20 protein-coding genes are annotated in these 21,978 nt (G+C 66.9%); 13 read left to right on the forward strand and 7 right to left on the reverse strand.

The features are described from left to right. Positions 1-77: 77 nt before the first annotated feature. Both glyS and glyQ read right to left on the reverse strand, forming a co-directional pair. Positions 78-2,132: a glycine--tRNA ligase subunit beta gene (glyS, locus tag EPK82_RS11360; RefSeq protein WP_037052321.1), complete on the reverse strand. Its 2,055-nt coding sequence runs from the start codon at positions 2,130-2,132 to the stop codon at positions 78-80. Continuing rightward, complete coding sequence (gene glyQ / locus EPK82_RS11365; RefSeq protein ID WP_037052319.1) at positions 2,129-3,076, reverse strand: glycine--tRNA ligase subunit alpha; 948 nt, start codon at positions 3,074-3,076, stop codon at positions 2,129-2,131. Before glyQ ends, glyS begins: the two co-directional genes overlap by 4 nt. A 171-nt stretch (positions 3,077-3,247) precedes the next feature. Between glyQ and EPK82_RS11370 the strand changes: the two genes are divergently transcribed. From EPK82_RS11370 to EPK82_RS11395, 6 genes are all read left to right on the forward strand, one after another. Continuing rightward, positions 3,248-3,802 (forward strand): DNA-3-methyladenine glycosylase I, encoded by a 555-nt coding sequence (locus tag EPK82_RS11370; RefSeq protein ID WP_134676630.1) that lies wholly within the window; start codon positions 3,248-3,250, stop codon positions 3,800-3,802. Then, the gene (locus EPK82_RS11375; RefSeq protein ID WP_134676631.1) at positions 3,799-4,410 is read left to right on the forward strand and encodes a pyridoxamine 5'-phosphate oxidase family protein; all 612 of its coding nucleotides are present in this window, start codon (positions 3,799-3,801) and stop codon (positions 4,408-4,410) included. The genes EPK82_RS11370 and EPK82_RS11375 overlap by 4 nt, the downstream gene beginning before the upstream one ends. Positions 4,411-4,466: 56 nt before the next feature. Further along, positions 4,467-5,354 (forward strand): lysophospholipid acyltransferase, encoded by an 888-nt coding sequence (locus EPK82_RS11380; RefSeq protein WP_037052311.1) that lies wholly within the window; start codon positions 4,467-4,469, stop codon positions 5,352-5,354. A 128-nt stretch (positions 5,355-5,482) separates the two neighbouring features. Then, positions 5,483-5,749, forward strand: a complete 267-nt coding sequence (locus EPK82_RS11385) for a PilZ domain-containing protein (protein ID WP_037052309.1) — start codon at positions 5,483-5,485, stop codon at positions 5,747-5,749. Positions 5,750-5,865: 116 nt separating this feature from the next. Further along, on the forward strand, positions 5,866-8,502 hold the full coding sequence (mprF, locus tag EPK82_RS11390; protein ID WP_134676632.1) for a bifunctional lysylphosphatidylglycerol flippase/synthetase MprF: 2,637 nt from the start codon (positions 5,866-5,868) through the stop codon (positions 8,500-8,502). Between the two features lies 1 nt (position 8,503). After that, positions 8,504-9,757, forward strand: a complete 1,254-nt coding sequence (locus EPK82_RS11395) for a virulence factor family protein (protein WP_394346199.1) — start codon at positions 8,504-8,506, stop codon at positions 9,755-9,757. A 103-nt stretch (positions 9,758-9,860) separates the two neighbouring features. Here the strand turns inward: EPK82_RS11395 and ehuA are convergent, their stop codons facing one another. Genes ehuA through ehuB form a run of 4 tightly spaced genes read right to left on the reverse strand, consistent with a single transcriptional unit; the run spans position 9,861 to position 12,906 of the window. Further along, complete coding sequence (gene ehuA / locus EPK82_RS11400; RefSeq protein ID WP_037052305.1) at positions 9,861-10,640, reverse strand: ectoine/hydroxyectoine ABC transporter ATP-binding protein EhuA; 780 nt, start codon at positions 10,638-10,640, stop codon at positions 9,861-9,863. A 41-nt stretch (positions 10,641-10,681) separates the two neighbouring features. Further along, on the reverse strand, positions 10,682-11,344 hold the full coding sequence (gene ehuD / locus EPK82_RS11405; protein WP_134676633.1) for an ectoine/hydroxyectoine ABC transporter permease subunit EhuD: 663 nt from the start codon (positions 11,342-11,344) through the stop codon (positions 10,682-10,684). Beyond that, positions 11,341-12,000: an ectoine/hydroxyectoine ABC transporter permease subunit EhuC gene (gene ehuC, locus EPK82_RS11410; protein ID WP_037052301.1), complete on the reverse strand. Its 660-nt coding sequence runs from the start codon at positions 11,998-12,000 to the stop codon at positions 11,341-11,343. The genes ehuD and ehuC overlap by 4 nt, the downstream gene beginning before the upstream one ends. Before the next feature lie 60 nt (positions 12,001-12,060). Next, positions 12,061-12,906 (reverse strand): ectoine/hydroxyectoine ABC transporter substrate-binding protein EhuB, encoded by an 846-nt coding sequence (gene ehuB, locus EPK82_RS11415; protein ID WP_134676634.1) that lies wholly within the window; start codon positions 12,904-12,906, stop codon positions 12,061-12,063. A 253-nt stretch (positions 12,907-13,159) separates the two neighbouring features. Between ehuB and ehuR the strand changes: the two genes are divergently transcribed. The 6 genes from ehuR (at position 13,160) to EPK82_RS11445 (ending at position 20,121) form a co-directional block, all read left to right on the forward strand. Further along, entirely contained in the window at positions 13,160-14,557 is a 1,398-nt protein-coding gene (gene ehuR, locus EPK82_RS11420; protein WP_047590717.1) for a MocR-like ectoine utilization transcription factor EhuR, read from the forward strand. Positions 14,558-15,187: 630 nt separating this feature from the next. Beyond that, positions 15,188-16,159, forward strand: a complete 972-nt coding sequence (gene eutB / locus EPK82_RS11425) for a hydroxyectoine utilization dehydratase EutB (protein ID WP_037052294.1) — start codon at positions 15,188-15,190, stop codon at positions 16,157-16,159. A gap of 9 nt (positions 16,160-16,168) precedes the next feature. Beyond that, positions 16,169-17,146 (forward strand): ectoine utilization protein EutC, encoded by a 978-nt coding sequence (gene eutC / locus EPK82_RS11430; RefSeq protein ID WP_037052291.1) that lies wholly within the window; start codon positions 16,169-16,171, stop codon positions 17,144-17,146. A gap of 84 nt (positions 17,147-17,230) precedes the next feature. Beyond that, positions 17,231-18,421 carry an ectoine hydrolase DoeA gene (gene doeA, locus EPK82_RS11435; RefSeq protein ID WP_134676635.1) on the forward strand — a complete coding sequence of 397 codons (1,191 nt, stop codon included), beginning with the start codon at positions 17,231-17,233 and terminating at the stop codon, positions 18,419-18,421. Between the two features lie 119 nt (positions 18,422-18,540). After that, a complete protein-coding gene (gene doeB / locus EPK82_RS11440) occupies positions 18,541-19,542 on the forward strand; it encodes a N(2)-acetyl-L-2,4-diaminobutanoate deacetylase DoeB (protein ID WP_134676636.1) in 1,002 nt (333 codons plus the stop codon). Positions 19,543-19,644: 102 nt separating this feature from the next. Further along, positions 19,645-20,121 carry an Lrp/AsnC family transcriptional regulator gene (locus EPK82_RS11445; protein ID WP_037052284.1) on the forward strand — a complete coding sequence of 159 codons (477 nt, stop codon included), beginning with the start codon at positions 19,645-19,647 and terminating at the stop codon, positions 20,119-20,121. Between the two features lie 46 nt (positions 20,122-20,167). Here the strand turns inward: EPK82_RS11445 and choX are convergent, their stop codons facing one another. Further along, positions 20,168-21,094 (reverse strand): choline ABC transporter substrate-binding protein, encoded by a 927-nt coding sequence (gene choX / locus EPK82_RS11450; RefSeq protein ID WP_134676637.1) that lies wholly within the window; start codon positions 21,092-21,094, stop codon positions 20,168-20,170. A gap of 204 nt (positions 21,095-21,298) precedes the next feature. Between choX and EPK82_RS11455 the strand changes: the two genes are divergently transcribed. After that, positions 21,299-21,865 (forward strand): C40 family peptidase, encoded by a 567-nt coding sequence (locus tag EPK82_RS11455; protein ID WP_134676638.1) that lies wholly within the window; start codon positions 21,299-21,301, stop codon positions 21,863-21,865. The last annotated feature ends 113 nt before the right edge of the window (positions 21,866-21,978 follow it).

The following is a 21,978-nucleotide window of genomic DNA, read 5'->3' on the forward strand; positions in this document are numbered from 1 at the left end:
AAGCTCCGAGCCGCAAGCTACAAGTCAGCGACGGCCTGCTTGCCGCCATGCTGCCTGTAGCTTGCCGCTGCCGTGTGTCAGCCGAGCAGGGAGATATCCGCGACGCCGAGGAACAGGCCACGCAGACGGGCCAGCAGGGCATAGCGGTTGGCACGTACGCGTGCATCCTCGGCGTTGACCAGCACCGCCTCGAAGAAGGCGTCCACCGGCTCGCGCAGGCTGGCCAGCTTGGCCAGGGCCTCGTCGTACTGGCGGCCAGCGGCCAGCGGCTGTACGGCCTGGTCGGCCTGCTGGATCGCCGCGTGCAGGGCGAACTCGCTGGGGTTGTCGAAGTAGTGCGCTTCGACCTGGGCGGCGACGCCACCTTCGGCCTTGCTCAGCAGGTTCGACACGCGCTTGTTGGCGGCGGCCAGGGCCTCGGCCTGTGGCAGTTTGCGGAAGGCCTGCACGGCCTGCACGCGCTGGTCGAAGTCCAGCGGCGAGGTCGGGTTGACCGCCCGCACGGACTGGTACACGGCGACGTCGATGCCTTCGTCTTCGTAGCGCGCACGCAGGCGGTCGAAGATGAATTCCAGCACCTGGGCCGCCAGGCCATCGTGCTTGACCTTGCCGGCGTACTGGGCGACGGCGAAATCGACGGCGGCAGCCAGGTCCAGGTCCAGACCCTTCTCGATGAGGATGCGCAGCACGCCGAGGGCAGCGCGGCGCAGGGCGTAGGGGTCCTTGGAGCCGGTGGGCAGCATGCCGATGCCGAAGATGCCGACCAGGGTGTCGAGCTTGTCGGCCACGGCCACCGCGGCACCGGTCAGGGTGCTCGGCAGCTCGGCACCGGCACCGCGCGGCATGTACTGCTCGTTCAGGGCCAGGGCGACGTCTTCCGGCTCACCGTCGTTGAGCGCGTAGTAGTAGCCGGCGATGCCCTGCATTTCCGGGAACTCGCCGACCATCTCGGTGGCCAGGTCGCATTTGCTCAGCAGGCCGGCACGGGCGGCACGCTGGGCATCGCCACCGACTTCGCGGGCGATGAAGCCGGCCAGCGCCGAGACGCGCTCGGCCTTGTCGAACACCGAACCGAGCTGGGCCTGGAACACCACATTGGCCAGGCGCTGGTTGAAGCCTTCGAGCTTCTGCTTCTTGTCCTGCTTGAAGAAGAACTCGGCGTCGGTCAGGCGCGGGCGCACGACCTTCTCGTTGCCGGAAACGATCTGCGCCGGGTCCTTGGACTCGACGTTGGCCACGGTGATGAAGCGCGGCAGCAGCTTGCCGTTCGCGTCCAGCAGGCAGAAGTACTTCTGGTTGTCCTGCATGGTGCTGATCAGCGCCTCCTGCGGCACCTCGAGGAAGCGTTCCTCGAAGGAGCAGACCAGCGGCACCGGCCATTCGACCAGGGCGGTGACTTCGTCCAGCAGCGCCGGCGGCACGATGGCCGTGCCCTGCTCCGCGGCGGCCAGCTGGTCGACGCGCTGGCTGATCAGCGTACGGCGCTCGGCGAAGTCGGCCAGCACATAGGCGCTGCGCAGGTCCTCGGCGTAGTTCGCCGGGCTGCTGATGCGCACGTCACGGTTGGCGTGGAAGCGATGGCCACGGGACACGCGGCCAGCCTTCTGGGTGAGGATCTCGCAGTCGACCACGCTGTCGCCGAAGAGCATCACCAGCCACTGGGTCGGGCGCACGAATTCGTCGCGGCGAGCGGCCCAGCGCATGCGCTTGGGAATCGGCAGGTCGTTGAGCGAGTCGGCGACGATGGTCGGCAGCAGGTTCACGGCCGGCTGGCCAGGGATGTGCTGGGCGAAACGCAGTTTCGGCCCACTGCGGTCGATCTCGGCAATGTCCACGCCGCACTTGCGGGCGAAGCCCAGGGCAGCCTGGGTGGGATTGCCGTCGGCGTCGAAGGCGGCCTGGATGGGCGGGCCGTCGAGGTTCATGCTGCGGTCGGCCTGCTGCTCCTCGAGCTGCTCGACCAGCACCGCCAGGCGGCGCGGCGCGGCATAGGCACGGGCGCTGGCGTAGTTCAGGCCAGCGGCCTTGAGGCCCTTCTCGATACCGGCGAGGAAGGCGTCGCCCAGGGTTTTCAGGGCCTTCGGTGGCAGCTCTTCGGTGCCCAGCTCGACCAGGAAATCTTGTGCACTCATGCTTGCGCCTCCAGCTTGGCCAGTACTTCGTCACGCAATTCCGGGGTGGCCATGGGGAAGCCGAGTCGGGCACGTGCCTGCAGGTAGCTCTGCGCCACGGCGCGAGCCAGGGTGCGTACACGCAGGATGTACTGCTGACGCGCGGTCACCGAGATGGCGCGGCGGGCGTCGAGCAGGTTGAAGGTGTGCGAGGCCTTGAGCACCATCTCGTAGGTCGGAAGCGGCAATTGCAGCTCGATCAGGCGGTTGGCTTCGCTCTCGTAGAAGTCGAACAGTTCGAACAGTTTCTCGACGTTGGCGTGCTCGAAGTTGTAGGTCGACTGCTCCACTTCGTTCTGGTGGAACACGTCGCCATAGGTCACGGTGCCGAACGGACCGTCGGTCCAGATCAGGTCATAGACCGAGTCGACGCCCTGCAGGTACATGGCCAGGCGCTCCAGGCCATAGGTGATCTCGCCGGTCACCGGGTAGCACTCGATGCCACCGACCTGCTGGAAGTAGGTGAACTGGGTGACTTCCATGCCGTTGAGCCAGATTTCCCAGCCCAGGCCCCAGGCGCCGAGGGTCGGCGACTCCCAGTTGTCCTCGACGAAGCGGATGTCGTGGACTTCCGGATCGAGGCCGATGGCCTTGAGAGAACCCAGGTACAGCTCCTGGAAGTTCTCCGGGTTGGGCTTGAGGACCACCTGGAACTGGTAGTAGTGCTGCAGGCGGTTGGGGTTTTCCCCGTAACGGCCGTCGGTCGGGCGGCGCGAGGGCTGCACGTAGGCGGCGTTCCAGGTTTCCGGGCCGACGGCGCGCAGGAAAGTGGCGGTGTGGAAGGTGCCGGCGCCGACTTCCATGTCATAGGGTTGCAGCACGACGCAGCCCTGTTCGGCCCAGTAGTTCTGCAGGGCCAGGATCAGGTCCTGGAAGGTGCGTGCGGCAGGCTTGTTCTGGCTCACGAAGAAATCACCTGTGGAGGCTTGCGAGGGAAAGCCGGGGAGTATATCGAAACTCGACGCAAGCCGCAGGGTACGGCACATCGGCATCATCCTGCGGTTGTGCGTGCTGTATTTATATCCAGTTGTTTTGCGGCTATAGTCACCCCCTCATCCTGACCGAGGCCTACCGCCATGCCCCGTTGCTTCTGGTGTACCGACGATCCGCTCTACCAGGCCTACCACGACGAGGAATGGGGCGTGCCGCAGCGCGATGCGCGCCATCTGTTCGAGATGCTGCTACTCGAAGGCGCGCAGGCCGGGCTGTCGTGGATCACCGTGCTGAAGAAGCGCGAGCGCTATCGCCAGGTGCTGCACGGCTTCGACCCCGAGCGCCTGGCGCGGTTGAGCGACGAGGAGATCGAGCAGCTGATGCAGGACCCCGGCATCATCCGCAACCGCCTCAAGCTCAAGGCCGTGCGCCAGAACGCGCAGGCCTGGTTGCGCCTGGAGGACCCGATGACGCTGCTCTGGTCGTTCGTTGGCGGCGCGCCGAAGATCAACCACTTCAGTGACCGCAGCCAGATGCCGGCCGTGACCCCCGAGGCCGAGGCGATGAGCAAGGCGCTGAAGAAGGCCGGCTTCACCTTCGTCGGCCCGACGATCTGCTATGCCTTCATGCAGGCCACGGGTATGGTGATGGACCACACCACCGACTGCGACCGTTACGCGCAATTGAAGGGCTCATGACCACCATCACCACGCTGGATGAACTGCTCGCACTGTACGGCGAAAGCCACGAACGTTCGCGGCGCAAGGAGCTGCCACGGCTGATCGCACCCTACCGTGCGCTGATCGAGGCCTCGCCCTTCGTGGTCCTGGCCAGCACCGGCGCGGACGGCATGGACTGCTCGCCGCGAGGCGATGCGCCGGGGTTCGTGCAGATTCTCGACGACCAGACCCTGTTGCTGCCGGACCGCCCCGGCAACAACCGCATCGACAGCCTGCGCAACATCGTGCAGAACCCTCAGGTGGCGCTGCTGTTCCTGATCCCCGGAGTCGGCGAGAGCCTGCGGGTCAATGGTCGCGCGGAAATCTCTCTCGACCCCGAACTGCTCGAACTGGGGCGCGCTCAGGGCAAGTTGCCACGCAGCGTGCTGCGCATCCGCATCGACAGTTGCTACTTCCAGTGTTCCAAGGCGGCGCTGCGCTCCGGGTTGTGGGATGCCGCGCGTCAGGTCGAGCGGGCCAGCCTGCCCCGTGCCGGCGATATCTTCCGCTGCATCCTCGACGACGAGTTCGACGTCGAGGCCTACGAGCGCGACCTGCAGCAACGGGTTCGGACGAGCCTGTACTGACTGCACGGCTCCTGCGCCGCTACAATTGACGCCTTTCCGAGCGGTTGGAGTCTGTCGTGGAGAAACTCAAGGGCGCCCTGGTCGTGGGGTTCCTGCGCTTGTTCGCACTGCTGCCCTGGCGTGCCGTGCAGGCCGTGGGCAATGCCATCGGCTGGTTGATGTGGAAGCTGCCGAACGGTTCGCGTGACGTCGCGCGCATCAACCTGGCCAAGTGCTTTCCCGAGCTGAGCGAGGCCGAGCGCGAGCGCCTGGTCGGGAAAAGCCTCAAGGACATCGGCAAGACCCTGACCGAAAGCGCCTGCGCCTGGATCTGGCCGGCGCAGAAGTCGCTCCAGCTGGTCCGCGAAGTGGAAGGCCTGGAAGTGCTGCAGCAGGCGCTGGCCTCCGGCAAGGGGGTGGTCGGCATCACCAGTCACCTGGGCAACTGGGAAGTGCTCAATCACTTCTACGGCAACCAGTGCAAACCTATCGTTTTCTACCGCCCGCCGAAGCTCAAGGCGGTCGACGAGTTGCTGCAGCAGCAACGCGTGCAGATGGGCAACCGTGTGGCCCCGTCAACCAAGGAAGGCATCCTGCGCATCATCAAGGAAGTGCGCTCGGGCGGCGCCGTGGGTATTCCCGCCGACCCGGAGCCGAGCCGTTCGGCGGGGGTGTTCGTGCCCTTCCTCGGTACCCTGGCCCTGACCAGCAAGTTCGTCCCTGGCATGCTCACCGGCGGCAAGGCGGTCGGGGTGTTCCTGCATGCCGTGCGCCTGGATGACGGCAGCGGTTACAAGGTGATTCTCGAGGCCGCGCCGGAAGGCATGTACAGCGAAAACGTGGAAGAGGGCGTGGCGGCGATGAGCGAAGTGATCGCACGTTACGTGCGCACCTATCCGAGCCAGTACATGTGGAGCATGAAGCGCTTCAAGAAGCGCCCGGATGGCGAGGCCAAGTGGTACTGACGTCCTGCTTCAGGGCAGGATTGTCGAAGAAGGCGCCATGATGGCGCCTTTTTTCTGCCACCTGCTGGGCCTCGGCGCGGTAATGCGCTATTAAAGGCGACATCGCTCGACCAATCCTCGGAGCCGTCATGTCCAACCAGCGTCAGCAGGTACGTACCCCGATGAAGTGCCGGATCAAGATCAGCCATCCGAGTTTCGGTGAGCTGCTGGCACAGACTCGCGACCTGTCCGACAGCGGCGTGTATGTGAAGCATCCGGACATGGCCGGCCTGGCCGTTGGCACCCACGTCACCGGGCAGGTCCAGGATCTGCCCTTCCCCGCGCCCATCCTGCAGATGGAAGTGATGCGGGTGGATGCCGAGGGCGCGGGTCTGCGTTTCCTCGACGAAGCCTGACGGCGCAAACGCTGCGGTACGCGTGACGAAAAGCGGAAAGCCGAGGAACATTTCGTTACATCTGCACTCTGACCAAGACCTCGCTCCGAGGTGGCGTCCATCAGAGGCGTTTCGACATGAGTCGAGCGGTATCCGAACTCCCCGCTAACGGCGCCGATGCGCCGGAACTTCCTCCCCCTTCTCGACCCGGCTGGCTGCACCGTCAGCGTCACCTGATCGGCCTCGGCCTGTCGTTGCTGCTGTTCGGCCTGGCGCTGCTGGCCTGCTGGCATCTGGTGCGCGAGATCAACCCGGATCAGGTGCGCGACTCGCTGGCGGCGGTGCCGCCACGGGCGCTGTTCACGGCTATGCTGGCCACCGTGCTGGGTTTTCTGCTGATGCTCGCCTACGAGTGGTCGGCCAGTCGTTATGCCGACGTCCGCCTGCCCGCGTCGACCCTGGCGCTGGGGGGCTTCTGCGCCTTCGCCATCGGCAACGCGGTGGGGTTGTCGGCGCTGTCCGGGGGCTCGGTGCGCTATCGCCTGTACACGCGCAATGGGCTCGGCGCGGGCGATGTGGCGCGAATGAGCCTGTTCGCCAGCCTGTCGCTCGGCATCAGCCTGCCGATTCTCGCGGCCCTGGCCGCCCTCTTCGACCTGGCGGACGCCGCGGCGGCGCTGCGCCTGCCCGCGCCGTTGCTGGCGCTGCTGGCCGTGGCGGTGCTGCTCGCCGCCCTGACGCTGGTCCTGCTGCTGGCGCGCAAACGCCTGGCCGAGCGGCCTGCCCCCGGCTGCTGGCAAGTGGACCTGGGGCGCTTCAGCCTGCGCCTGCCCGGCGTGCGCATGAGCCTGGTGCAGCTGCTGATCAGCAGCCTCGACGTGCTGATCGCCGCCAGCGTGCTCTACTGCCTGCTGCCCGAGGCGCCGCCGTTCTCGTCCTTCGTGCTGATCTACATGCTGGCGCTGGCCGCCGGTGTGCTGAGTCATGTGCCGGGTGGTGTCGGGGTGTTCGAGGCCGTGCTGCTGGCGGCGTTCTCCTCGCGCATCGACCCGGCCGGGCTGGTCGCGGCCATGCTGCTCTACCGTCTGCTCTACGTGCTGCTGCCGTTGCTGGTCGCCGGGCTTCTGCTGCTGGCGGTGGAGGCGCGGCGCTTGTGGTTCCCGCGCCACGTGGCAAGGGTGGCCAGCAACCTGGCGGTACCGCTGCTGGCACTGCTGGTGTTCTGCGCCGGCGCAGTGCTGCTGTTTTCCGGGGTCACGCCGACCATGGACGAGCACCTCGAGGCCCTGGGTTTTCTCATGCCGCCGCCGCTGATCGCCGCCTCGCACCTGGCGGCGAGCCTGGTCGGCACGCTGTGCCTGCTGCTGGCGCAGGGGCTGCGCCGGCGCCTTTCCGCCGCCTGGGTGCTGACCCTGGTGTTGCTCTGCCTGGGCGTGGTGCTGTCGCTGCTCAAGGGCTTCGACTGGCCGGAGGCGCTGGTGCTGGCGGCTATCGCCGGGGTGCTCGCGCTGTTTCGCCGGGAGTTCTACCGACCCAGTCGGCTGCTCGACATGCCGGCCTCGGGCCTGGCGCTGGCGGCTACCAGTGGCGTGATCGCGGCCTCGGTCTGGCTGCTGCTGTTCGTCTATCAGGATGTCGCCTACAGCCACCAGCTGTGGTGGCAGTTCGAACTGGACGGCAATGCCCCGCGTGGCCTGCGTGCCGCCCTGGGCAGTGCCCTGGTGCTGCTGGCGGTCGGCCTGACCTGGCTGCTGCGTGCCACGCCACCGAGCATCCGCCTGCCTGACGGCGAGGCGCTGGCGCGGGCACGGGCCATAGTCGAGGCCTCGCGGCAGCCGGAAGGTGGCCTGGCGCTCAGTGGCGACAAGGCGCTGCTGTTCCACCCGGATGGCCAGGCGTTTCTCATGTACGCCCGCCGTGGCCGCAGCCTGGTGGCGTTGTTCGACCCCATCGGCCCGCCAGCGGCGCGCGCCGAGCTGATCTGGCAGTTCCGCGACCTGTGCGACCGTCACCATGCGCGGCCGGTGTTCTACCAGGTGCGGGCGGAGAACCTGCCCGGCTACATCGACATCGGCCTGACCGCACTGAAACTGGGTGAGGAGGCGCTGGTGGATCTGCACACCTTCGACCTGGCCAGCAACGGCAAGGAGATGAAGGCGCTGCGCTACACCTGGAACCGTGGCCAGCGCGATGGCCTGAGTCTAGAGTTGCATGCCCCCGGCGCGGCACCCCTGGACGCTTTGCAGGGCATATCCGCTGCCTGGCTGGCGGGCAAGCAGGTACGCGAGAAGGGCTTCTCCCTCGGCCGCTTCAGCCCCGAGTACCTGGCGCACTTTCGGATTGCGGTGGTGCGCTTCGAGGGGCGCGCGGTGGCCTTCGCCAACCTGCTGGAGTGCCAGACGCGAGCGGTCGCCAGCCTCGACCTGATGCGCGTGCTGCCGGATGCGCCGAAGTCGACCATGGAATTCCTCATGCTCGGGCTGATCCAGCAATTCCAGGGCGAGGGCTATGCGCGCTTCAGCCTCGGCATGGTGCCGTTGGCCGGCCTGCAGACGCGCAAGGGGGCGCCGCTGCCGTTGCGCCTGGGCGCGCTGGTGTTCGATCGCGGCGAGAGCTTCTACAACTTTCAGGGGCTGCGCCGCTTCAAGGACAAGTTCCTGCCGCAGTGGGAACCGCGCTATCTGGCCGTGCCGGCCGGGCTCGACCCCTGGGTGGCATTGGCCGACACCGCCGCGTTGATCGCCGGCGGTCTGGGTGGACTGGTGAGGCGTTGAGATGAACAAGGCGACAGGGGTACTGGGCGGGTTGTTGCTGGTGGCTGCCCTGGCGGTGGGCGGGGTGACCTGGTGGTGGTCGATGCGTGCGCTGCCGCATCTGCAGACGGTGCAGATCCAGGGGCTGAGCGCGCAGCTGCTGAGCCAGGGCGAGGCGCGCCAGCGCCTGCTGCTGATCGCGCCGCCCGAGCAGGCGCTGGACGAGGCGCTGCTGCGACGGCTGGCTGACGCAGGAGACGTGCGCGTGCTGCAGATGCCCTTCGTGGCGCACGACTGCGGCGCGCAGCGGCGCCTGATCGTTCAGGCCAGCGGGCTGCTGGGCGGCAAGCCGACCCTCGTCGCCGGCGTCGGGCCGGCCGCCGCTTCGGCCTGGCGCTGGCTGGCCACGCAGGACGATGACCAGGCGCAGGCGCTGTCGGTGGGCTTCGACCTGGGCCAGCCCGATTGCGCCGAGGCGCTGCCGAAGAAGGCCGCGCACGGCCACTGGATCGCCCTGTGGAACGACAACCCCGGCGATGCCAACGCGCGCTTCCTGCGCGAGCAGGGCAATGGCGAGCCGCGCATCGGCACCCTTGGGACGCCGCTGCCGACCCTGCTGGCCGACCAGTTGCAGCAGCTGCTTGCCGGCCAGGGCGCGCCGCTGCCGGTGGTCGAGCACCCTTCGGCGCAGGCGGCCGATACCCTGACCCTGTTCTACTCCGGTGACGGCGGCTGGCGCGATCTCGACCGGGCCTCGGCCGAGTACCTGGCCGCAGCCGGCTATCCGGTGGTGGGCATCGATACCCTGCGCTACTACTGGCAGCGCAAGAGCCCGGAACGCAGTGCCGCCGACCTGTCGCGCCTGATGCAGGAGTACCGCGAGAAATGGCACATCAGGCGCTTCGTGCTGGCGGGCTATTCCTTCGGCGCCGACGTGCTGCCGGCGATCTACAACCGTCTGCCGGCGAGTGACCAGCAGCAGGTGGATGCCATGCTGCTGCTGGCCTTCGCCCGCAGCGGCAGCTTCGAGATCGCCGTCAGCGGCTGGCTCGGCAAGGATGGCGCGGAGGCTGCCACCGGACCGGAGCTGCGCAAGGTTCCGGCGGCCAAGGTGTATTGCATCTACGGCAGCGAGGAAGCGGCCGAGAGCGGCTGCACCGAAGCCGGAGCCCCCGGAGAGCGCCTGCAGATCAGCGGTGGCCACCACTTCGACGGTGACTACGCGGCGCTGGCGCAGAAGATGCTGGCGGCGATCAGGGCGCGGCAGCAGCGTTAGTCTCGTTGACGCATGCCACTGAACTGGCGTGATTCCGTAGGAGCGGATTCATCCGTGAACAATCGCGGCTGAAGCCCCTCCTACGACAGGGCCTGCGACGGCCTCAGTGGGCCTCGTTCACCGCGCTGAGAAATGCCTGCGTGCGCTCCTGCTGCGGGTTGCCGAACAGCTCCTCGGGGGTGCCCTGTTCGTGGATGCGGCCCTGGTGGAAGAAGCACACGCGGTCGGCGAACTCGCGGGCGAAGCCCATCTGGTGGGTGACCATCAGCATGGTCAGGTTGTGCTCGCTGCCGAGGCGGCGGATCACCCCCAGCACTTCGCCGCACAGCTCCGGGTCGAGCGCCGAGGTGACCTCGTCGAACAGCATCACCTTGGGCCGCATCGCCAGCGCACGGGCGATCGCCACGCGCTGTTGCTGGCCGCCGGACAGTTGCGAGGGGAAATGGCGCAGCTTCTCGCTCAGACCGACCATCGCCAGCAGCTCCTCGGCGCGTTCGCTGGCTTCCTTCCGGCCCAGGCCGAGCACCTGCATCGGCGCCTCGATGACGTTCTGCAAGGCGCACATGTGCGGGAACAGGTTGAAGCTCTGGAACACCATGCCGATCTTGCCGCGCACCTTGCGCTGGTAGCTGGCGCTGGCCGGCACCAGACGGCCGTCGCGGGTACTCATGTGGGTCAGCGGCTCGTCGTCGACGGCGATCAGGCCTTCGTCGATGCTTTCCAGGGTCATCAGTGCGCGCAGCAGGGTCGACTTGCCCGAGCCACTGGGGCCGATGATCGCCACCTTCTCGCCGGGGGCGACATCCAGGTTGAGCTTGTCGAGCACGGTGAGGTTGCCGTAACGCTTGGTCACGTCGGTGAAGCGGACGATGGGCTGGGGCATGCTGGAACTCCCTGCAGCGGCGGTCGAGTTGATAAAAGCAGTCATCGGGCAGTGACCTCCAGGCGATCTTCCATGCGCCGCACGCACCAGGCCAGGACCAGGCTGAGGGCGAGGAAGAACAGGCCGACCAGGGTGATGGGCTCGAGGTAGCGGAAGCTCTCCGAGCCGATGTTCTTGGCTTGCTGCATGATCTCCACCACGGTGATCGCGGACAGCACCGGGGTGTCCTTGAGCATGGCCACCAGGTAGTTGCCCAGCGCGGGGAGGATCGGCCGCAGCGCCTGCGGCAGGATGATCTGCCGGTACGCCGACAGCTGCGCCATGTTCAGCGCCGTCACCGCTTCCCACTGGCCGCGCGGCACGGCGTCGAGGCCGGCGCGATAGACCTCGGCGGTGTAGCAGGCGTAATGCAGGGCGATGCCGAGGATCCCCGCCTGCAGCGCGGTGAGGTTCAGCCCGTAGTTGGGGAACACGTAGAACAGGAAGTACACCTGGATCAGCAGCGGCGTGCTGCGGATGAATTCGATCAGCCCGGCCACCGGCCAGGACAGCCACAGGTGCCTGCTCCGCCGGGCGATGGCCAGCAGCAGGCCGACGACGATGGCGATGGCGAAGCCGGCGAAGGTGATCAGCAGGGTATTGAGCGAGGCCTTGAGCAGGTCCGGAAGGATGCTCAGGGCGAAGTCCCAGTCGAAGAAGTTCATTGCAGGCCTCCGCGCATCCGGCCACGGGCAAGGCGTCGTTCCAGCAGGCGCATGCCGAGGTTGATCACCTGTGCCATGAGGAAATACAGCAGCAGCGCCAGGGCGAAGATCTCCAGGGTCATGAAGGTCGCCTGGTCCAGCTGGCGGGCACGGAAGGCCAGGTCCGACAGGGTGATCAGCGACACCAGCGAGGTGTTCTTCAGCAGCTCGATCAGCAGGTTGGTGCCGGGTGGAATCGCCGCCAGCAGGGCCTGTGGCAGGATGATGCGGGTGAAGCGCCGCAACGGCGTCATGTTCAGCGCGGTGCAGGCTTCGTACTGGCCTTTGGCGACCGAACGGATGGCGCCGCGCATGACTTCCGCGCCATAGGCGCCGATGTGCAGGCCGAGGCCGACCACGGCCACGGCGAAGGCGCTCATCTCGATGTTGAACGGCGGCATCGGCAGCACGAAGTACAGCCAGAACAGCTGCACCAGCAGCGAGGTGCCACGGAAGATCTCGATGTAGGTGATCGCCAGCCAGCGCAGCGGGCCGATCGGCGACAGCCGGCCGAGGGCGGCGAGCACGGCGCTGGCAATCGCCAGCAGCGAGCCCCAGAAGGTGACTTGCACGGTGACCCAGGCGCCTTGCAACAGCAGGGGGAGAAGATCGGTCATGAATGTCTACCGGTCGAAGGATTCATGCCGCGCACTGGCGTGCGCGGCAGACACCGCAGGTTACTGAGCGCAGAGTTCGGCAGCGGTCTTGTCGGTGATGTTGGACTGGTCGAAGCCGAAGGGCTTCACCGTGGCCAGGTGATCCTCGCTGCCGAGCCATTTTTTCAGCGCGGCGTTCACCGCATCGCGCAGATCCTTGTCTTCCGGGCGGAAGGCCAGGGCGCCATAGCCGGTGTGGGCCGGGTCGTCGTTGAATTCGGCGATGGCCTCGACGCCGTCGCCACCCTTCTCGGCCAGGCCCTTCATGGTCAGCTGGGTGCCGACCGCCGCATCGGCGCGACCGGCGCGCACGGCCTGCAGCTGGGCGGTGGTGTCCGGCACCTGGAGAATCTGCTCGTCGGTGATACCGGCGCTGCGGGCGTATCCGAGGTTCACCGTACCGGCCATGATCGCCACCTTGGCACCGCTCTTGGCGATGTCTGCATAGCTGTGCAGGTTCTTCGGGTTGCCGGCCTTGGTCAGCAGGGTATCGGGCAACTGGTAGTGCGGATCGGTGAACAGCACCTGCTTGCAGCGTTCGGGGGTGATGTACATGCCGGCGGCGATCAGGTCGAAACGACTGGCACGCAGGCCGGGAATCAGTGAACCCCATTCGGTGAGCACCGGGTTGATGGTCTTGACGCCCATCTGCTCGAAGATCTTCCTGACGATCTCCGGCGACTCGCCGGTGACGCTGCCGTCCAGCGCGGTGTAGGCGAAGGGCGTCTCGTTGGCGTAGCCGATGCGCACGCTGCTGCTGTCCTTGACCTTGTCCAGGGTCGAGGCCTGGACGCCGGCGACGAAACCGCCGAGCAAGGCGCAGGTCAGTGCGAGGTGACCGAAGCGGGAGGGGATAACGCTACTCATCTTGGTGTTCTCCTGTTTCTTGTAGTCCGCCAGCGGCGGCGTGCTGTGTTAGGAGGCAGGTAAATCAAGAGCGTTGGCGCGCAGATCGGGACCTGCGCCGGCCGGGTGGTGTTGTTCTGGGGTGCCGAGGCACTGTTCTCCACCCTTGGCCCGAGCATACAAAGGGTTTTTTCGCTGCGGCATTGCACTAGGACAATTGAATCGCACTGCCCCACGCGGGATGCTTGCCTGCAGTCGCCAGAGGAAGCCATCGATGCAGAACTGGAAGAAGGCCCTGGCCAACGCGCGTCCGGGCGAGTCGAAATACAAGCTCCTGGTCCAGGCGGTCGCCGCCGACATCGAACAGGGTAACCTGATCGACGGTCAACGGTTGCCCCCGCAGCGGCAGGTCTCCGATGCCCTGGGCATCAGCGTGCAGACCGTGACCAACGCCTACAAGGAGCTGGAGCGCCAGGGCCGCGTGCGCTGCGAGGTGGGCCGTGGCAGCTTCGTCTCGCGGCGCACCAGCGAGCGGGTGGCCAGCAGCATGCTCGACCGCAGCGAGCAGGCGCTGATGGACTTTTCCAACGCGCGCATCCTCCACACCGAGGCCCACGATCGCCTGTGGCGGCAGACCTGCCTGGAGCTGGCGCAGGAACCTGACCAGCCCTGGATTCACGCCTTCCGCCCGATTGCCGGCATGCAGCACCAGCGCGAGGCGGCGGTACGCTGGCTGGCACGTCTGGGCATGGATGTGGGGACAGAGGACGTGTTGCTGACCAGCGGCGCGGCCCACGGCATCTTCCTCGCCCTGGCGACGCTGGCCGGCCCGGATGACGTGGTGCTCTGCGAAGGCCTGACCGACCACGGCGCCATCGGCAGCTCGCAGGTGCTCGGCTTTACCCTCAAGGGACTGGAGATGGACCGCCACGGGTTGAATCCCGAGCACTTCGAGGACATGTGCGGCAACGAGCGCATCACCGCGCTGGTCTGTACGCCCAACCTGAACAACCCGACCAGCGCGCTGATGCCCGATGAGCGCCGCCGCGAGATCGCCGAGATCGCCCGTCGCTATGGCGTGTACATCATCGAGGACGACGTCTACGGCCCGCTGCTGGCCGGTCAGCAGGCCTCGCGGCCGCTGAGCCATTACGCGCCGGAGCTGTCGTTCTACTGCACCAGCCTGACCAAGTCGGTGCTCACCGGCCTGCGCATCGGCTACCTGGTGATGCCCAAGCGCCTGGCGCTGCGCACCGAGAGCATCCTGCGGGTCAACAGCTGGATGGCGCCGTCGCTGCTCGGCGAAGTGGCGACGCGCTGGATCGACTCCGGCGAAGCCGAGGACCTGGTGCAGCTGCAGCGTCAGCTCCTGGCCAACCGCCAGGCGCTGGTCGAGCAGGAGCTGGGCGAGCACCTGATCGGCAACCACCCCTACTCGCTCAACAGCTGGCTGCGCGTGCCGGAGGGCTGGGAGACCGACAGCCTGCTGCGCGAGCTGCGCCGACGCAACGTGGCGCTGACCCTGCCCGACCCCTTCGTCCCGCCCGGCATGCCCAGGCCACGCGCGGTACGGCTGTGCGTCGGCGCCGAATGCAGCGAGGCGAAGATGCGCCAGGGCGTGCAGATCGTCCGTGACGTGTTCGGCCAGTACCCGAAGGTGCATGATTTTTGAGAACCGTAGGGTGGACGTCGCTTTTCACGTCCACCGTGATGGTGGATCGGTGAAGCGTGATCCACCCTGCGTTCACTGGCGTGAGGGGTGCGTTTCGCGGCTGAAGCCGCTCCTACGACCCGCCCCGTAGCGCGGATGAAATCCGGGAACGTAGGGTGGACGTCGCTTTTCACGTCCACCGCAACGGTGGATCGGTGAAGCGTGATCCACCCTGCGTTCACTGGCGTGAGGTGTACGTTTCGCGGCTGAAGCCGCTCCTACCACCTGCCGTAGCCCGGATGAAATCCGGGAATGTGGGGTGGACGTCGCTTTTCACGTCCACCGCAACGGTGGATCGGTGAAGCGTGATCCACCCTGCGTTCACTGGCGTGAGGCGTACGTTTCGCGGCTGAAGCCGCTCCTACCACCTGCCGTAGCCCGGATGAAATCCGGGAACGTAGGGTGGACGTCGCCTTTTACGTCCACCGCAACGGTGGATCGATACAGCGTGATCCACCCTGCGTTCGCCGGTGTGACGACACCCTTGCGGCAATGCCTATCCGCAAGCCGAAGAAAAAATCGTCCTAGTACATTCGGTCAGTCAATTTCCCGCTCATACACTCGGCCGCACACCTTCACGGAACGTGCGCCATGCCCTCCATCGCCTTCGATGACCTGCTCCAGGCCCGCCAGCGTATCGCCGGCCTGGTGCGCCAGACGCCGCTGGAGCACTCGCCCAGCCTGAGCCGCCTGCTCGGCGTGCCGGTGTGGCTGAAGCTGGAGTCGCAGCAGGCCACCGGCAGCTTCAAGCTGCGTGGCGCGAGCAACGCGGTGGCGCAGCTGGATGCCGGGCGCAAGCGCTGCGGCGTGGTCACCGCCTCCACCGGTAACCACGGTCGCGCGCTGGCCTTTGCCGCCGCGCAGCAGGGCGTGAAGGCCATCGTCTGCCTGTCCGAGCTGGTGCCGCAGAACAAGGTGCGCGCCATCCGCGAGCTGGGCGCCGAGGTGGTGATCAGCGGCCGCAGCCAGGACGATGCCCAGCTCGAAGCGCTGCGCATCGCCCGCGAGCAGGGCGCGGCGTTCATCCCGCCCTTCGACCATCCCCATGTGATCGCCGGCCAGGGCAGCCTGGGCCTGGAGATTCTCGAGCAATGCCCGGACGTCTGCGAGGTGCTGGTGCCGCTGTCCGGCGGCGGTCTGTTTGCCGGCGTGGCGCTGGCGATCAAGGCGGCCAGCCCGGCAATTCGCGCTCACGGCATCAGCATGCGGCTGGGGGCGGCAATGCACGCCAGCCTGGAGGCCGGCGCACCGGTCGAGGTGGAGGAGCTGCCGACCCTGGCCGACTCCCTTGGCGGCGGCATCGGCCTGGACAACCGCTACACCTACGCCATCACCCGCGACCTGTGCGACCAGGTGCATCTGCTCGACGAGGCGTCCATCGCCCGCGGCATCCGCCACGCCTACCGCGAGGAGCGACTGGTGGTCGAAGGTGCGGCCGCAGTGGGCATCGCCGCGCTGCTCGACGGCCTGATTCAACCGCGAGGTCCGGTGGTGGTGGTGATCAGCGGGCGCAACATCGATATCGACCAGCACCTGCGCATCATCAATGGTGCGGAAGCCTGAGGAGTGGCCATGGCCAAGACCCTGATTCTCAACCAGGCCGACCTGCGCGCCTGCGTCGGCCTCGACAGCGCCAGCCTGGCGGTGGTGGAGAACGCCTTCCGCCTGCTCGCCACCGCTGCCGTGGCCATGCCGCCGATCCTGCGTCTGGACGTCCCCGAGCACAACGGCGAGGTGGACGTGAAGACCGCCTACCTGCCGGGCGTTGCGCACTTCGCCATCAAGGTCAGCCCCGGATTCTTCGACAACCCCAAGCTTGGCCTGCCCAGCCTCAACGGTCTGATGATGCTGTTTTCCGCGCAGACCGGCCTGGCCGACGCCCTGCTGCTGGACAACGGCTACCTCACCGCCGTGCGCACCGCGGCTGCCGGCGCCGTCGCGGCCCGCTGGCTGGCGCGCGAGGACGCCGGGGTGGTCGCCATTCTCGGCGCCGGCGAGCAGGCGCGCTTGCAGTTGCAGGCGCTGCGCCTGGTGCGCGAAGTACGCGAGGTGCGTATCTGGGCACGCGACCCGGCCAAGGCCCGCGCCATGGCTGCCGAGCTGGAGGATGCCCGCGCCGTGGACAGCGTCGACGCCGCGCTGGAGGGCGCCGATATCGCCGTCAGCACCACGCCCAGCCGTGAACCGCTGATCCAACCCCGGCACCTGCGCCCCGGCCTGCACATCACCGCCATGGGCTCGGACGCCGAACACAAGAACGAGATCGCCCCGGCCGTGCTGGCGCAGGTCGACGCCTATGTCGCCGACCGCCTGAGCCAGACCCGCGTGCTCGGCGAGCTCAACCACGCCATCGCCGCAGGCCTGGTGGCTGCCGATGCCGACTTCGCCGAACTGGGCCAGGTGATCGCCGGCCAGCGCCCCGGGCGCAGCGCAGATGAGCAGATCACCCTGTGCGACCTGACCGGCACCGGCGCCCAGGACACCGCCATCGCCAGCCTGGCCTATCAGCGTGCGCGGCAGGCCGGCAAAGGCCTCAACTTCGATTCATGACTCTGTGAGAGGAGCTTCGTCGCGGCGCAAACGGAACGTCGCCCGGCCCCTCTCACAGTCCCACAAAAACACGGGGATTCATCCATGTCCGAAATCGTCGTCAACCTCCCCTTCAGCCGGGAGGAATATGCCCAGCGCCTGGCCAAGACCCGCAGCGCCATGCAGGCCAGGGGCATCGAACTGCTGATCGTCAGCGACCCGTCCAACATGGCCTGGCTCACCGGCTATGACGGCTGGTCGTTCTACGTGCACCAGTGCGTGCTGCTGGCGCTCGACGGCGAGCCGGTCTGGTATGGCCGTGGCCAGGATGCCAATGGCGCCAAGCGCACGGTGTTCATGGAACAGGGCAATATCGTCGGCTACCCCGATCACTACGTGCAGTCCACCGAGCGCCACCCGATGGACTACCTGTCCCTTGAGGTCATCGCCGCACGTGGCTGGGACAAGCTCAGCATCGGCGTGGAGCTGGACAACTACTACTTCAGCGCCGCCGCCTACGCTTCGCTGCAACGCAATCTGCCCAACGCACGCTTCGTCGACTGCACCGCGCTGGTCAACTGGCAGCGGGCGATCAAGTCGCCGACCGAGATCGGCTACATGCGCATCGCGGCGAAGATCGTCGAGAAGATGCATGCGGCGATCTTCGACAAGATCGAGCCCGGCCTGCGCAAGAACGAGCTGGTCGCCGAGATCTACCGCACCGGCATCCTCGGTGCCGACGGCCATGGCGGCGACTACCCGGCCATCGTGCCGCTGCTGCCCACCGGGGCGGACGCCAGCGCGCCGCACCTGACCTGGGACGATTCGCCGATGCGCAGCGGCGCCGGCACCTTCTTCGAGATCGCCGGCTGCTACAAGCGCTACCACTGCCCGCTGTCGCGCACCATCTACCTGGGCAAGCCGCCGCAGCATTTCGTCGATGGCGAGAAGGCGGTGGTCGAGGGCATCGCCGCCGGCCTGGAGGCGGCCAGGCCGGGCAACACCACCGGCGATATCGCCCGTGCCTTCTTCAAGGTGCTGGAGAAGTTCGGCATCCACAAGGACAGCCGCTGCGGCTACCCCATCGGTATCAGCTATCCGCCGGACTGGGGCGAGCGCACCATGAGCCTGCGTCCGAGCGACGAGAGCGTGCTGCAGCCGGGGATGACTTTCCACTTCATGCCCGGCCTGTGGCTGGACGACTGGGGCCTGGAAATCACCGAATCGATCCTGATCACCGACCGTGGCGTGGAAACCCTCTGCGACGTGCCGCGGCAGCTGTTCGTGAAGGATTGATTGCCCTCGGTCGCAGGAGCCGGCTTGCCGGCGATCCGCATCAACAGCTTATCGCTGGCAAGCCAGCTCCTACGAAAAGCGACGCCACAGAGACATACATTCATGCCGGGCTTTGCATCATGACCCAACTGCGCGACAACCCCATCAGCCCCACGCTCGACTTCGAACGTGACGGCGTGCAACACGGCTATCTCAAGCTGCCCTATTCCCGTGACGATTCGGCCTGGGGCGCGGTGATGATCCCGGTGACCGTGGTGAAGAACGGCAGCGGCCCCACCGCGCTGCTCACCGGCGGTAACCATGGCGACGAGTACGAAGGCCCGCTGGCGCTGAGCAAGCTGGCCCAGCGCCTGCGCGCCGAGGACGTCACCGGCCGGGTGATCATCGTGCCGTTCATGAACACCCCGGCGGTGCAGGCCGGCAGCCGTACCTCGCCGATCGACAAGGGCAACCTCAACCGCAGTTTCCCCGGCAAGCCGGATGGCACGGTGACGCAGAAGATCGCCGACTACTTCCAGCGCACGCTGCTGCCCATGGCCGACGTGGTGCTGGACATCCATTCCGGTGGCAAGACCCTGGACTTCCTGCCCTTCGCCGCCTGCCACGTGCTCCCGGACAAGGCCCAGGACGCGGCCTGCGCCGCCGGCATGCGCGCCTTCGCCGCGCCCTACTGCATGCGCATGCTGGAGCTGGACGCGGTGGGCATGTACGACACCGCCGCCGAGGAGCAGGGCAAGGTGTTCGTCACCACCGAGCTGGGTGGCGGCGGCAGCAGCACGGCGAAGAGCCTGGCCATCGCCGAGCGCGGCGTGCGCAATCTGCTGATCCATTTCGGCCTGTTGCAGGGCGAGATCGAGGCCGGCGAGTCGGTGATGCTCGACATGCCCGATGGCGACTGTTTCGTCGCCAGCGAGGACGACGGCCTGCTGGAGATGTGCCGCGATCTGGGCGACAGGGTGGAGAAGGGCGAGGTGATCGCGCGCGTGCACAGCCTGCGGCGCACCGGCGCGCCCGCCAGCGAGTACCGCGCCCGGCGCAGCGGCCTGCTCGCCGCCCGGCATTTCCCGGGGCTGGTGCAGTGTGGTGATACCCTCGCAGTCATCGCCGAGGTGGTGGGCTAGCCTGTCGCGGCTAAAGCCCCTCCCACAGACTTACAGATCGTGGGGGGTTAGCCGCGACCGGGGGCCATACACCCCATGAACGCTCAATCGACCGAGGCACCGATGCACAAGCTCGACCGCTATGACCTGAAGATCCTGCGCATCCTCGCCGAGGACGGGCGGATCACCAAGTCGGCCCTGGCCGAGGCGATCAACCTCTCGGTGACCCCGGCCTGGGAGCGCGTGCGCAAGCTGGAAAGCGCCGGGCTGATCAAGGGTTACCGCGCGCTGATCGACTGGGCGGCGCTGTTCCGCAGCCAGCAGGTGCTGGTGGAAATCACCCTGGCCCGGCATACCGCGCAGGACATGCGCCGCTTCGAGCAGCGCCTGAGCGAGGCGCCGGAGGTGGGCTTCTGCTACGCCACCGGCGGCGGCGTCGACTACATCGCCATGATCCGCGCCCGTGACATCGACCACTACCAGCGTTTCATCGACCAGCTGCTGCTGGAAGACCTCGGCATCGAGCGCTACTTCACCTACATCGTCACCAAGACCATCAAGGCGGACGCGTCGGGTGCGCCCGCCGAACTGGACGACTGACCTACGCCAGGCCTGAGATGTCGGGCATCTGCAGGCTGACGTGGCATCAGAGCCTGGCCTTCACCGCGGCCAGGCCGTCAGCGCCGTCGCGGGTGGTCACCCCGTCCAGCCAGCGCTCCAGCACCTGCGGGTTGGCCTTGATCCAGGTGCTGATCGCCGTGGCGTTGGCCACCTTGCGGTTGAGCACCTCATCCATGATGGTGTTTTCCATTTCCTGGGTGAAGGTCAGGTTGCTCAGCAGCCTGCCGACGTTCGGGCACTCGGCGACATAGCCCTTGCGCGCCAGGGTGTTGACCGAGCCGGTGCTGCCGAAGAATTTCTCGCCGCCCTTGAGGTACTGCATGTCGAACTGCACGTTCATCGGGTGCGGCGTCCAGCCGAGGAACACCACGAACTCGTCGCGCTTCACCGCGCGGCCGACCTGCACCAGCATCGCCTGTTCGCTGGACTCCACCAGCTTCCAGTCGCCGAGGCCGAACTCGTTGCCCTCGATCATCTGGCGGATGTAGTCGTTGGCCGGCGAGCCGGAGCCGATGCCATAGATCTTCCGGTCGAAGCGCTCGGCGAAGCGCTTCAGGTCGCTGAAGTCCTTCACCCCTGCGGCGTAGGTGTAGGTGGGCACGGCCAGGGTGTACTCGGTGCCGCCGAGGTTCTCCACCACCTTGTCCACCTGGCCGCTCTCCACGTAGCGCGCATAGTCGTGCTGGCCTGCCGGCATCCAGTTGCCGAGGAACACATCCACCTGGCCCTTCTGCAGCCCGGCGAAGATGATCGGTACGGCCAGGGTGCGGGTCTGTGCCTTGTAGCCGAGGCCGTCGAGCAGCAGGCTGGCGATGCCGTTGGTCACGGCGATGTCGCTCCAGCCCGGATCGGCGAGGGTGACTGCGCCGCAGCTGGCGCTGTCGGTCTGTGCCTGGGCGCCAAGGCTGACGGCCAGCAGCGAGGCGGCGAACAGGGTGGTTCTCAGGTTCATGCACGAGTCCTTTGCAGTGGTGGGCAGCCGGGTGACCTTAACGGTCGAGCGGGTGCTGCTCAACAGTCGGGGCACAAATGGCGGTGATCGGTCACGAATGTGCAGCTTCAGGCCGGGAACCGTTCGTCGATTGACGAGGCCGGCAGTGAACCAGGTGGGCTTTTCGATGGTCCGTCTCCGGGACGGGCGGGAAGCCCGTTTTCTATGCAATGCCTTGATTCGGAGAGGGTTCCGTTCGCTGGCCAGTCACCAGGATCACTGGGTTTGAACAAGTTTTTCACGTCACTTTGCCTGGGAGGCGCTCTTTTACTGGGAATTTGTACCCAAGCCTCCGCCACCTTCCGTATCCAGACCATTCCCGCCACCGCGCCAGCGGCCGAGCCGGCCCCGGCCCGCGAGGTGATCGACCGCGCCCTGGGCGCCCTGGGCATACCCTATCGCTGGGGCGGCACCAGCCCCCGGCAGGGCTTCGATTGCAGCGGCCTGGTGCAGTACGCCTTCAAGACCCAGAGCGACCTCGACCTGCCACGCACCTCTCGCGCCCTGTCACGCCTGGACGCGCCTTCGGTGAAGCGCAGTGACCTGCAACCGGGCGATCTGCTGTTCTTCCGTATCCGTAGCCGCTCGGTGGACCACGTGGCCATCTACCTGGGCGACGGCCGCTTCATCCATGCCCCGCGACGTGGCAGCAACGTGCGCATCGATCACCTCAGCAACGCCTATTGGCAGCGTCATTTCCAGCTGGCCAAGCGAGTCGTGCCGGAAGCCTGAACAATCGAGCGGACCAACGGCGCGGGAGCGTTCGGGCAAAACCTATCCCGTGAGTCAACAACGCGCTAGAATGCGCGCCGCTCGTGGCCATGTCGGCTGCGGCAGTGGGTTCC

This window comes from Ectopseudomonas khazarica (assembly GCF_004521985.1).
Lineage (GTDB): Bacteria > Pseudomonadota > Gammaproteobacteria > Pseudomonadales > Pseudomonadaceae > Aquipseudomonas > Aquipseudomonas khazarica.